Here is a 12763-nt window from a genome sequence, read left to right as displayed (position 1 = left end):
GACCGGACGACCGCGAAGCGACCGTGTCGACGACACCACCAAACACCATGATCAAAAGCATCCGGCGAAGCACCGTTACCGAACCGCGATCCGCGGATTTGGCTGCAGCAAGATGGTGAATCAGACCACCTGATCGCCGAACCAAAGATCAAATCAGAGTGCTAAGGTGTCGTCACTTCGCGACGATACGAACCGGTCTGCTCACTGTGAGTTGCCCTCTTGGTGGCTGCGGTTTTCGCGCCGATCCACGGTCGACGGTCTTGCTGTTGGGCTTGGTGTCCGCCGTTGACTGCATACGCGACTTCGTCCCTCTGTCTGAGGGCTTGTTCTTCGTCATGCTGACGGACGTACCCCATCCTCAGCGTGGTCCCATACGGGTGTCAGAACGGTGGCTCGTCGGGCCAGGTTTGCGGCGGTAACGCGGCCGGGGGCAAGGGCAGGTTGGTCACCACGAACAAGTCCAAGATGTCGTTACGGTCCATGAAGATGATCGACCGCCGTTGCGAGGCGTCCAGTGCGTTGCCGAGCCAGTTCCGAGCCTGCTTAGTGATCTCGCCGCCTGCGACGATGAAGGCGTGATCGACCAGGACACGTTTGCCGAACTCGGGGTCGAAGATCTCGTGGCTGAGCATCATCAGCACCTGGTTGTAGATTTCGGCGACGTTGGCATTGCCGGCGCGGCTGGTACCGGAAGCGTCCAGCTTGCCCTTCTTCGCCTGGAGCCCGAAGTAGAGCACGTGCTGGGTGGGCAGCGTGAACTTCATCCAGACGTCCTTGCCGTACTCCAGGGCCTTGTCCTTGTGTCCGGCCGCGGTGACACGGTGGAAGCCCAGCTGCCGAAAGAGCGGCAGCAGAATCTCCTCGATCAGCTCGTCTTCCGAGGCCTTCTCCAGGTAGGCGCGTAGCTGGTCGCGGCGCTCGAGCTCGGTGGTTGAGAACGGCCTGTGCGGGTTGTGCTCAGGAGCGGTCGTGGTGTTGGTGGCGATGTGCCGCAGGTAGCACTGCTTGTCCGGCGCGTAGTACGCCTCGAACCCCTCCCGGGCCAACGCTGCGTTGAGCATCGCGAACGCGCCCGGGCGCTGCTGGTCCTCGTTGATCGCATCCGCTGGGTCCATGAGCCGCTGGATCACGCGGGCGAAGGTCGGCGGAACCTTCCCGGTGCCAGCGTGGGGTTCCTGGAGGATCTCCTCCAGCCTGTCCGCGACCCAGATCTGCCGAGTCGATCCGTCGTGCGTGTAGTCGGTGTCGACATCGCTGTAGAACTCGGTGAGGAACGAGCTGCTGCGGTAGAGGAAGAACGTTGACTCCTGAGGGAAGTTCCCGCAGATCATGTCGGCGATCTGCATCACGGTCCGACGTTTGAATCGCATTTTCCGGCTCCTGCTCACTGCCGAGTGCTGTTGGCCTACCTGGTGCTCAGGGACCGGGACGCCTCGTTCGAACCGCAGATCGTGCGTTCTTAGACGAGCCGCAGGGCGGGCCGGGTGTCGGCCTCGCCGAGCAGCAGCCTCAACCGAGGGATCCGCCACCTGAGTTCGCGAGCGAGCACGCTATAGCTGAGCCCGTGGGTCTCAGCCAGCGCAAAGGCTTTGGAGAGCAGGCAGGGGGTCTCGCCCGGATAGTTGGCGACAGGTTCGGGAAGTATGAGACCGAGCTTTTCCATCTGATTGATGCGCTGGTAGGCACGGCGTGCGGTGGCGTCGGACAGCAAACCCAGTTCTCTGGAGCGGTAAATCAGCGACATGAGCGATACCCCCCAGGTCCTGCTGACTTCGCTGAGCGCGATGAAGTCGAGTTTCGTCGGCAAGAGCGGACGGATGACATGGCAGGGAGTCAAAAGCTCGGCGGCGAACAGGTCGGCTTCTCGCTCCTGCTGATGGTCACCGGGTGCGGTGTCGCTGTGCAGAAGCAAGTGGCCGACTTCGTGGGCGGCTGTGAATCGGTGCCGGTAGACGTCGTCGGCCCTGTCAGGAGTGAGTACTACCAACGGCCTCGGGAGTCTGGAGGTGGAGAAGGCGTCGATACGCGGGGTGTCAGCGCCAGCGAAGGGCACGAGGGTGACGATCAGGCCGTGATTCTCCATCGCCCGTACCAAGTGCGGAATGGGACCTTCGCCAAGGCCCCAGTGAGAGCGAAGCGCTCGGGCAGCTTCGACGGGATCGATCGGAAAGTCGTCGTGGTGAATTTCGCCTCCGCTGAACCCGGGGAGGTCTACCGGAGGAAGCTGGACGCGTTTCTCCAGGGCGTAGGCCAGTTCCCACGTCTGCTCAACGAACGCTATGGCCTTCGCGCGCTGAGCCGCGCGAGTGGATCGAAGACTTCGGAAGTGTGCAGCCGAGGCATCCACCTGAGCGTACGGCCGTCCGAGGGCAAAGAAGTCGATCGGGACGTCCAGCACTTCCGCAGCGCGTTGCAGATGGTCTGGACGGGGGGGCGTGGTGCTCGCCTCCCACTGCCCTACAGCAGCGGCGCTGACCCCAACCTGCTGAGCCAGTGCCGACTTCGTGAGACCCGCCAGGTGTCGCGCCTGCGTCAGGCGTGCCGGGTCGAACGCCGCCACAACATCCGTCGATGTCGGGCCTGAACCCTCGCTACCGAGCAGAAGGCGGAGCTGTTCAGTGCTCCTCATCGGTTCCAGTCTCTGTGGTCGTTTCCTGCTGTTCGCTGTCCACGCCGGTCAGCGGGGACTTGGGCATTAAGACTGGCTCGGGCACAGGGGCATCGTCGAACCGGCGTGCGGATGAACTGCTTCCACCGGTCGGCGCGACAGGACGAAGTGGAGTCGGCTGCCCGGTGCCAGCTTCTCCCCCGGACTCGCCGAGGGCCGCCATGGGGAGAGGTTCGTGGTGCGTCCACTTGAGATGGCCGTCGTCATCAGCCTGTGCAGCGTCGCCCCACTCAGCGCTCAGGATGCCTGAACGTGGATTGCTCGCATAGGCGACGAAGACCACCCGTACGACCTCCGCGAGCTGGCGAAAGTCTTCCCTGGACTGCTCTTCGTCGGCTTCGAGGTCATCGTCGGCGGCATAGAACGAGTCCAGTGTGAGCTGCTCCTCGTCCGGAGGCTCGGCAAGGGCGAGTAGGGCGCGCCGCACGTCGGATAACTCCATCCGCGCGTACTCCAGCGGGACTCGGGTTCCATCGGAGTACCGCCACGGGTAGAGCACGACGTTGCCGATCATCGCCAGCTCATAGCGTGCACCTTTCGGCTTGAAGACCCGTGCCCCGTCGAGCCCCCGCAGACGAGCGACCAGCTCCTCGTGCTGAGCCAGCCAGATCAACCCGTATGCCTCGTTCGTCTTGAGCCCGAGCGCGAGATGACCGTCGAGTGCCCGCCTGTGCGCGTCCCATAAGGCTGCGGGAATCTCTCGCCGAAGGATGCCGGCGGCGTCACCAAACCGCTCCTGCGCCCAAGCAGATGGCCCATCTAGTCCAGTCACGCCAGCTCCGTCCAGTCGCCTGCCGCTTAGGATTTGAGCGGTGATCAATAGATATCACTTTAGTTTTCTGCGCGTCTAGCTCATCTAGGAATCGGTTGGCGAAGGCATGGAGGTTACGGTGAACCATGGGAGAGTGGAGACCCCCGCAAACACCTCACCGCCGTGCAATGCGACGGCGCGAGTCCGAGACGATGGACCTCTGAGCGCGAGGACTACGGCCAGCACCCCCCGCCGGCCTGGCCGCCGCGGAGGCGGGCTGACCGGTTGCCTAGTGCAGCATTTTGCTGAGCATGTCGAGGACGGGTCCGGCCTCGTTGAGGTTGCCGATCATGATGCCCAGGAAGACCCACCCCCACGAGCGGGGGATGGAGAACTGGAATCTGACCAGGTCGCGGTCCAGCTCGGGAAGATTCTTCTTGTTCACGTGGCCGTTCCGCTCTGCGCGCGCGGCCGTTCCGTCTTCGCCTTCATGACGGGGCGGATGCGGTACTCGTAGTACTTCGTGAAGCCCAGCGGCGTCAGCGGCGCCGCCTTGCGCTTCTCTTTCCGCTCGGCGAGATTCAGCCCCACTACCTTCTTGAGCCCTCGCTCGGCGGTGTCCGGCGACCAGCCGTACCAGTCCGGCACGTGCTCGGGCAGCATCATCGCCCACCGACCCCGCTCGGCGCACAGCGCCAGCAGCATAGCCAGGCCGGGCAGGTCGACCCGCTCGTCATAGCCCTTTGTCCAGAACGTGGTTGGGATCCTGAGGTACGGGTCCTTATTGCCGTCCTTGCCTGGGCGGGTGTAGTCCTTGCCCGAGCCGTCCTCGCGTAGCAGCTTCACCCCGATCTTCCGACTCTTCGGCACCCGGATGGCCTCGATCAATTTCATGTCGGCCAACAACTTGAGCGTCCGCCACGCCGCCGTCCGCGCTGAGGCGGTTGTCGCGCTCTGATGAGCGTCGAACAGCCGCGCCCACACCATGCTGTCGAACTCGGTGTACCAGCCGCGCTCGTCCTCAGAGGAGCTGGCGGCCAGCACGATCAGGTACGCGCGCAGGGCACGCAGTCGGCCGGCCTTCACGAACGCGGCCAGTACACTGATCCTGGTCTGGTTCTTGTGTCGCTGAGCTGCACAAAGTCACGGCGGAGCGGGACATTGGAGCGCTTCGCGCGCTTCAGGAGTGCGGCCCGGGCCTGCCTGCCCGCAGCCGCCTCCGTAGATTTGCCGGATGGAACCGGCGCCAGTGGTTGATTCACGTTGGAAAGTAGGCCACATGAGCGGCCAGGTTTCCAAACGGAAGCCTAGTGTCATTCCGGACAGATCAGCGGGAGTAGTGGTACATCCAGGTGACGATCTCCCCGTGACCATGCCCAACGTGACAAGCACCCTGACGAAAACCAGATGGCGGAAAAATGGAGGAGCGGCAAGTACGCTGCCCGATCAGCGGAAGATGCCGACCACCTCGGCGCGGTGCCGTGACCACTTCACCCGCAGAAGGGTCCTCTGTCCGAAAGAAGCGGTAGGTGTTCGTCCGGTGACTGCAAGGGGTCGATCGGAAGTCGGCCTAATTCGAGCCGCCCGCCGGTGAGCCCTCGACGCCTCCCGCCAGGAGTCGGCCGGTGTCGGCTGCTGTAGGCCGGTGTCAGCGGGTGTCGTCACCGCCCCGGACTCCTCTCACCTAATGCTAATTATGTGAGATCTTGGGTCGCGTGAGCTGAGATCATCCCGACCGCCCCCGCACGCGCCGGCGAGCTAGGCGCGCTCGAGCTCCCGGCGCCGATGGTGGCCAGCGTCGGCGACATCCCCGGCCTTCGCCCGCGCCGCGCCAAAGGGACGGCGGCGAGGTGCCCGGCACCCACATCGACACCATCGACGCCCTGCCGGCCGCCGCCTGGTCGACGGCGCGGTGTGGCTGCGCGCGGCCAAGGCCGCCACCCGCCAGGCCCGCCTGGCCGACACCGCCGCGCCCGTCCGCTGGCTGCACGCCGAGATTCCCGGCGTCGGCGTGCTGGAGGTCATCAGCCACCTCCGCAACGTCTGGATAGGTCTACCTTCCTGGACGGCATGAGACTGTGAGACTGAGGGGGCACTGTCCGCAAGGCCAGAGTCTGACCCAGCTTGAGACTGGCCATCGTGCCTTCTTGATGACCTGTCGGCCTGGCCTGGACGGTGCTGCCGGATCAGGTGGGGATGTGTGGCCCCGATCGGCCCCGGCCTGCTGCGGCGGGAACCGAAGTGTGCCGATTGTTTAACCTCAGCCCGGCGGCCCAGGACGCGGGCGCCTGTAAGGACCGCTCAACGGCCGCAACCGCCGGCCACTGGTCCGCCTCACATGGACGTCGCTTGGTCGTCCGGCTCGGTAGCCCCCTGGAGGCCGCTGCGCGAACGCATGGCCGGCGCCACCGGCTAGCTGTATTGACCACGAGCGTTGTTGACGGTGGGGCTTGATCAATAGGAAGGCCTCCGGTGTGGTGTAGGTGTCGAATCTGCATCACACGGAGGCCTCGTGTCCCACCGTAATGCCAGGCTGACTTTTCATGGTCGGCGTCTGCTGGTCCAACGTGTTCTCACCGGCCGTCCGGTCGCGCATGTGGCGGCCGAGATGGGCATCTCCCGTACCACCGCGCACAAATGGCTGCGCCGATGGCGTGAGCAGGGCGAACCGGGCTTACACGACCGATCGAGTCACCCGCACACCACACCTCACCGCACAGCCGCCCACATCGAAGCCCAGGTATGCCGGCTGCGGACCACACGCAAGCTCGGCCCGGCCCGCATCGGCCCGATCCTGGGCCTGGCCCCCTCAACGGTGCATCGCATCCTGACCCGCCACCACCTGCACCGCCTGGCCCACCTGGACCGGCCCACCGGAGTGCTCATCCGCCGCTACGAACGCGACCGGCCAGGCGAGCTGGTGCATGTGGACGTCAAAAGCTCGGCCGCATCCCCGACGGCGGCGGCTGGCGGATCCACGGCCGCGATCAGCGCAACCACGACCGCGCCCACACCGTCGGCTTCGACTACATCCACTCCGCCGTCGACGACCACACCCGCATCGCCTATAGCGAGATCCATCCCAACGAGAAGGCCGACACCTGCGCCGGCTTTCTCCGCCGCGCCGCCGCATTCTTCGCCGCCTGCGGCATACCCACAATCGAACGCGTGCTCACCGACAACGCCTGGAGCTACCGCAAAGCAACCGCCTGGCGCCAAGCCCTGTCCGACCTCGGTGCGACCGGCAAACGCACCCGCGCCTACCGGCCGCAGACCAACGGCAAGGTCGAACGCTTCAACCGCACCCTGCTAGAGGAATGGGCCTACCAAAAGCCCTACACCAGCAACGACGAACGCACCGCGGCTCTGCAAGACTTCCTGCACACCTACAACCACCACCGCTGCCACACCGCACTGGGAGGACGCCCCCCGATCAGCCGCGTCAACAACGCTCCGGGTCAATACAGCTAGCTGGTGCCATTCCGATCGAGCAAGGAGCGCGTCCCCGCGATGTTTTACAGCCCTCGCCGCCTAGAAGCCGTCTTCGGCGACGACCTCAACAAGTTGACCTTTCAGCAGATCGCTGGTGTCGTCGGCGACCCAGCAGCCCGGGGAAACTGACGACTTGGACTACAAACGCGAGTACAAGGCGGGGGACGACGGCAACGATGACATCGCGGTGGACATCGCAACCTTCGCCAACCACCGCGGCGGGCTCATCGTCGTCGGCATGATCGGCGATCGAACCAGCGCAATTCCCGTACGCGTAGCGAACATGCCTGTATCAGATGGGCTGAAGCGGCGAATCGAGAAGGTCGCCGCCGATCGGATCCAGCGGATGCCCCGCTTCGACGTACGCATCGTCGAAGACCCTTGACCGTCCGGCCAACAGACCGGATTCCTCCTGATCTCCGTCCTGCCGAGTCCATCCGCCCCACACGCCGTGTTCACGCCAGGGAAAGAAGGGGTGATGCGCTGGCCCCGCCGGAACGGCAGCGGAAAGATCTGGCTGTCGGAGTCCGACATCGAAGCCGCCTACCGCCGCCGTTTCGGGGCGGCCGTCGACCTGGAGGCCCGGCGCCTGGAGCTAGCCAAGGACGCCATGAACGCGGTACAGAGCGCAAGCGGCAACCTCCACACCCCGATGCTGACCATCACATTGGTTTCGGATCCACCCGGCGACATGATCCTGGACAGTCCATCAGCGCAGGCATTCGCAGTTTCGGTCCATACCGACGACTTCGCCATCGGTATGAGCGGCTCGATCTTCGACCGGACCGGGGTGGCACGTCGACGGCTTGTCGCCCAGGCGGGTGTGGGGACGTCGCACGCGGTCCGTGCTGACCTCTACGTCGACGGCGCCGGGACGCTCGTGAGTCGCGCATCACACCCCAATGCCGAGCTCACGTTCACGCTCGGTGAGCCGCCCCTCGTCATACAGCTTGAGGCGGCACCGCGCCCAGCCAAGCGCTTTCGTCTCGCCTAGATTCGCACCATCGTTTGGGTGCTGGCTCCGCGATACTTCGGCTTGCACAGTTCGGGCATCAGGCTGTTGATGAGACTTCGGCAAAACTTCGACACACAGACTTGACGGGGGATAGATTGTGGCGCTTTTAGCGGGAGGCCGGGCAGGTGGGCCGGTACGGCGTGTCGGGGATGTAACGCTGCCACTCAGCAGGAGTGAATCCTTGGCCCGCGATGCCGCAGACCGCTCGCAGGAGATCGTGCGGCCACGCTACATCCCATAGCCGCACCGTCTTGTCAGATCCAGCGGAGGCCAGGCGGGTACCGTCCGGGCTGAACGCCATGGAGTTCACCAAGCTGGTGTGGCCGGTCAGCGGGGCGCCGACCTGCTTGCCGGTGCCCACATCCCACACCCGCACCGTGCCGTCGGCTCCGGCCGAGGCCAGGCGCGTCCCGTCCGGGCTGAACACCACCGAGGACACCAAGTCGGTGTGGCCGGTCAGCAGGGCGCCGACCTGCTTGCCAGTGGCCACATCCCACACCCGCACCGTCTCGTCAGATCCAGCGGAGGCCAGGCGCGTCCCGTCCGGGCTGAACACCACCGAGGACACCAAGCTGGTGTCGCCGGTCAGCAGGGCGCCGACCTGCTTGCCGGTGCCCACATCCCACACCCGCACCGTGCCGTCGGCTCCGACGGAGGCCACGCGGGTGCCGTCCGGGCTGAACACCACCGAGAACACCAAGTCGGTGTGGCCGGTCAGCAGGGTGCCGACCTGCTTGCTGGTGCCCACATCCCACACCCGCACCTTCCTGTCAGATCCAGCGGAGGCCAGGCGTTTGCCGTCCGGGCTGAACGCCACCGAGGAGTTCAAGTCGGTGTGGCCGGTCAGCGGGGCGCCGACCTGCTTGCCGATGGCCATATCCCACATCCGCACCGTTTCGTCGTTCCCGGCGGAGGCCAGGCGTTTGCCGTCCGGGCTGAACACCACCGAGGACACAAAACTGGTGTGGCCGGTCAGCGGGGCACCGACCTGCTTGCCGGTGCCCACATCCCACACCCGCACCTTCCTGTCAGATCCAGCGGAGGCCAGGCGTTTGCCGTCCGGGCTGAACACCACCGAGTTCACAAAGCTGGTGTGGCCGGTCAGCGGGGCGCCGACCTGCTTGCCGGTGCCGACATCCCACACCCGCACGGTCTTGTCGGCTCCGGCGGAGGCCAGGCTGGTACCGTCCGGGCTGAACGCCACCGAGTTCACAAAGCTGGTGTGGCCGGTCAGCGGGGCGCCGACCTGCTTGCCGGTGCCCACATCCCACACCCGCACCTTCCTGTCGGCTCCGGCCGAGGCCAGGCTGGTACCGTCCGGGCTGAACGCCACCGAGTTCACAAAGCTGGTGTGGCCGGTCAGCGGGGCGCCGACCTGCTTGCCGGTGGCCATATCCCACACCCTCACCGTTTCGTCGTTCCCGGCGGAGGCCAGGCGTTTGCCGTCTGGGCTGAACGCCACCGATAACACAAAGCTGGTGTGGCCGGTCAGCGGGGCGCCGACCTGCTTGCCGGTGCCGACATCCCACACCCGCACGGTCTTGTCGGCTCCGGCGGAGGCCAGGCTGGTACCGTCCGGGCTGAACGCCACCGAGTTCACAAAGCTGGTGTGGCCGGTCAGCGGGGCGCCGACCTGCTTGCCGGTGCCCACATCCCACACCCGCACCTTCCTGTCAGATCCAGCGGAGGCCAGGCGTTTGCCGTCCGGGCTGAACGCCACCGAGTTCACCACGCGGGTGTGGCCGGTCAGCGGGGCGCCGACCTGCTTGCCGGTGCCCACATCCCACACCCGCACCGTCTCGTCAGATCCAGCGGAGGCCAGGCGCGTCCCGTCCGGGCTGAACGCCACCGAGTTCACCACGCGGGTGTGGCCGGTCAGCGGGGCGCCGACCTGCTTGCCGGTGCCCACATCCCACACCCTCACCGTCTTGTCAGATTCGGCGGAGGCCAGGCGCGTCCCGTCCGGGCTGAACACCACCGAGTTCACCCAGTCGGTGTGGCCGGTTAGGACGGCACGTGCGGGTTGATTAAGCAGCGAAATCATGCTCGCCCGTGCATCGTTGGTGGGGGAGATGGCCCAGGCTGCCGCAGCCAGGCGCGCCGAGATTGCCGGTTCCCCGGGCAGGGATTGGCTGTAGGCGGCTGTTTGGCGCGACTGGATCTTGGCGCTGCCGTTCAGCGCCAAGGCCCGTTGCCGGTCGGCGTCCTGGCCGAAACGAATAGCGACCGCAGCGGTGACGAGCGCGATCACCAGCAGCCCGGCCAGCGCCGAGAACACCACCTGCCAGCGGCGCCGGGTCCCGGTGGCGGCACGGGCGGCGGCGTTAAGGAAGGCGTCGGCAAGGCCGGTCAGGCCGAGGTAGCGGACAGGGTCGGCTTGCCAGCGGACGGCGGCGTTGCAGGCGGTTTCCAGCTGGATCCCGCGGTACAGGAAAGCTGGGTCACGGCCGGCGTCGTCCCATTCGGCGGCGTCTTGCAGGATTTCCCCGTATAGGACACGGTCGGCCTGGTCCTCGGCCAGCCAGGAGCGCAGCCGCAGCCACGCGGTCACCAAGACGTCGTGGGCGAGCTCGACCGTAGCGGCCGCTGTCGAGGCCGCAGGTGTCGCCGTAGCAGCGGTGGCCGCCTGGGCGGGATCATCGCCAGCGGCGCTTACGGTGGTCACGTCCGGCGGCCCCACCGGGGTGGGAGGGCCGGTGACCATCAGCCGGGCGGCGGCGAACGTCTCCACAACGTCCCGGGCCAGTTCGGGCCGCTCGGGCTCGCACAGGGCGGCCAGCTCGTCCCAGGCTGCGCGCCGCCGAGTGACCATCCCGTCGGCGGCGGTGTGCGTGAGCGCCAAGATGACGCGCTTGGCGATCTCTTGCAGGCGGGGATTCAAAGCGGTGTAGGTGTCCTCGGCGGCGTCGTTGACAGCGGAGGCGACGCCGCCGGAGCGGTCATACCCCCGCCGGGTCAGCCGCCCGCCTTCCCGGTTGGCCCAGGTGCGGACCATCGCCATCGACAGCAGCGGCAACGCCCCCACCACGCTGGCCTTACCCGGTTTCGCGCCCGCGGGTTGGGCCTGGCCGGCCAGTTCCCGGATCACCTGCTCGGTCAGACCGTCCTCCACAACCAGCCCAGCCGCCGCGGCCGGTCCAGTGATCGCCCGCTGCAGCTCGTGCTCGCTCATCGGGCCCAGCACGAACACCCGTTCCTCCAGTGCCCTGGCCAGCGCCGGCTGGGTTGCGCATCGGTCGATGAAGTCACCACGGACCGCGACCACCACGGTTCCGACCGGTTCCTCGCCCGTCCGATCCCCTTGCATGTGCCCAGCAAGGGTGGCTTCCGGCGCGCGACCTGCAAGACCCGGAGCGAGGGTGATCGCCTCCAAGGCGGCCACGAACGCCTTCGCCTCCTCGGTGTGCTTGCCGGTGACCGGCGTGAAAAGTTCCTCGAATTGGTCGACGACCACCAGCAACCGCGTGGAGGTGCCGTCGGTCTGGTCCTGCCGCCGGCGGCGGATCGTCTCGGCGGCCAGGACCTGCCTGGCCCGTACCTCGGCCTGGGAGGGATCGGCGCGTAACTCTGCCAGCACGGCATCGGGGTCGGCGCCACACGGCACCGCGAGCTGCACCGCCAACTCCTGCAGCGGCCGCGCCCCGGGGGTGAAGCTCACCTGTGTCCACCTCACGCCGCCCCCGGAACCATCGGCGGCTCCGGCGGCCAGCATGGTGAGCTTGGGCAGCAGCCCAGCGTGCAGCAGCGAGGACTTGCCCGCTCCCGACGCCCCGGTCACCACGATCAGACCTCCGCCGCAGCGGGCATTGACCATCGCCTCAAGCCGGGCGGTGGCCTGCCCTCGCCCATAGAACACGCTCGCTTGGGCCGGGCCAAACGGCGCCAGCCCCTGATACGGGCAGCCCTGCGCCCACACCACACCCGCGCTCGCCCCCTGCTGTGGCAACGGGCCGGAGATAGTTAGAAGTCGGCGCTCCAGCGCGCTCAGCTGCTCGCTCAACTCGTCGCGCATCACCACCAGCAGGACCTCCTGCCGCTGGCGCTGCACCCGATCGAAGCGGTGCTCGGCGTCTTGCTGGTACAGCGTCTGCTGCAGTCGGCCGGTGGCCGTGTCCAACTCGGCGAACCCCGCCATCATCTCCCGCAGCAACCGGGCATCGCCGTGCTCAATGGTTTCGACGAGCACCACCTGAGTGGCCTTGACCTGCGTCAGCACCACGGCCAGCGTCTCGGCCAGCGCATCGGCGCGGGAGCCACCGGCCTGAAGGACCTCCTCCAGTCTGGCCGCGAGCTCCCGCTCTACCTGCTTGACCCGCTCGTCTATCGCCCCAGCACCCTGATCACCGGGAGCCACGGCGTGGTCGTTGCGCGTTGGAGCGGTGGTACGCGTCTTCGCGCAGGAGGCGGTCAGAGAGGCGCCGATGATGTCCGACAGCAGGTTCGCCCCAATCGACCCGATCACCGTGATCCCGGCCACCCCCACCGCCGGGCCCGGCTCCGCGACGGCTAAAGGAGCCAGCGCGCTCGCACACAGCGTGGCCAGCAGCGCCCGCGGCGTCGCCCATCCCAGCCCTTGCGCCGAATGAGCGGCCGCCTGCCGCACCCAACCCCGCGCACCGTCTTGAGCCGCAGCGAGCTGCCCGGGCGGCAAGGCAGAGCCACCTGGCTCAGGCTGTTCGGCCTGTGGTTCGCCCTGTAGGCCCACCCGCTGCACTCCTGACCTCTCGGCACCCACCCCCGGAACACCAGGTGACGACCTCGAACTGCACACCGGTCTCCCCGGCCACCGGCATCTAAGACTTATCGGCTGAACCTCACCTAGCGCTACCTCATCTCA

The 12763-nt window shown here is 66.7% G+C and carries 9 protein-coding genes and 1 pseudogene; 4 read left to right on the top strand and 6 right to left on the bottom strand.

Translation table 11 applies throughout. The annotated features are described in order from the left end of the window. Positions 1-380 precede the first annotated feature (380 nt). The 5 genes from ABD810_RS23040 to ABD810_RS23020 all read right to left on the bottom strand — a co-directional run bounded on the left by ABD810_RS23040 (position 381) and on the right by ABD810_RS23020 (position 4505). A complete protein-coding gene (locus tag ABD810_RS23040; protein WP_344943987.1) occupies positions 381-1370 on the bottom strand; it encodes a hypothetical protein in 990 nt (329 codons plus the stop codon). An 89-nt stretch (positions 1371-1459) separates the two neighbouring features. Beyond that, positions 1460-2560: a helix-turn-helix domain-containing protein gene (locus tag ABD810_RS23035; RefSeq protein ID WP_344943984.1), complete on the bottom strand. Its 1101-nt coding sequence runs from the start codon at positions 2558-2560 to the stop codon at positions 1460-1462. A 55-nt stretch (positions 2561-2615) separates the two neighbouring features. Continuing rightward, positions 2616-3440: a hypothetical protein gene (locus tag ABD810_RS23030; RefSeq protein WP_344943981.1), complete on the bottom strand. Its 825-nt coding sequence runs from the start codon at positions 3438-3440 to the stop codon at positions 2616-2618. 268 nt (positions 3441-3708) lie between these two features. Beyond that, the gene (locus ABD810_RS23025) at positions 3709-3864 is read right to left on the bottom strand and encodes a hypothetical protein (protein WP_344943979.1); all 156 of its coding nucleotides are present in this window, start codon (positions 3862-3864) and stop codon (positions 3709-3711) included. Beyond that, complete coding sequence (locus tag ABD810_RS23020; RefSeq protein ID WP_344943976.1) at positions 3861-4505, bottom strand: hypothetical protein; 645 nt, start codon at positions 4503-4505, stop codon at positions 3861-3863. Before ABD810_RS23020 ends, ABD810_RS23025 begins: the two co-directional genes overlap by 4 nt. Before the next feature lie 826 nt (positions 4506-5331). On the opposite strand from ABD810_RS23020, the gene ABD810_RS23015 reads away from it, so the two are divergent. The 4 genes and pseudogenes from ABD810_RS23015 (at position 5332) to ABD810_RS23000 (ending at position 7905) form a co-directional block, all read left to right on the top strand. After that, on the top strand, positions 5332-5493 hold the full coding sequence (locus tag ABD810_RS23015; RefSeq protein WP_344943973.1) for a hypothetical protein: 162 nt from the start codon (positions 5332-5334) through the stop codon (positions 5491-5493). A gap of 438 nt (positions 5494-5931) precedes the next feature. Next, a pseudogene (locus ABD810_RS23010) lies at positions 5932-6890 on the top strand (IS481 family transposase). A 115-nt stretch (positions 6891-7005) separates the two neighbouring features. Then, entirely contained in the window at positions 7006-7296 is a 291-nt protein-coding gene (locus ABD810_RS23005; protein WP_344943969.1) for an AlbA family DNA-binding domain-containing protein, read from the top strand. A gap of 93 nt (positions 7297-7389) precedes the next feature. Beyond that, entirely contained in the window at positions 7390-7905 is a 516-nt protein-coding gene (locus ABD810_RS23000; RefSeq protein WP_344943966.1) for a hypothetical protein, read from the top strand. Positions 7906-8032: 127 nt separating this feature from the next. On the opposite strand, the gene ABD810_RS22995 is transcribed toward ABD810_RS23000, so the two are convergent. Next, entirely contained in the window at positions 8033-12529 is a 4497-nt protein-coding gene (locus tag ABD810_RS22995) for an nSTAND1 domain-containing NTPase (RefSeq protein ID WP_344943963.1), read from the bottom strand. Positions 12530-12763 lie beyond the last annotated feature (234 nt).

It is taken from the genome of Sphaerisporangium flaviroseum (genome assembly GCF_039537005.1).
Lineage (GTDB): Bacteria > Actinomycetota > Actinomycetes > Streptosporangiales > Streptosporangiaceae > Sphaerisporangium > Sphaerisporangium flaviroseum.
Note: the sequence above shows the minus strand (reverse complement) of the source record. Positions and strands in the feature narration are given on the sequence as shown.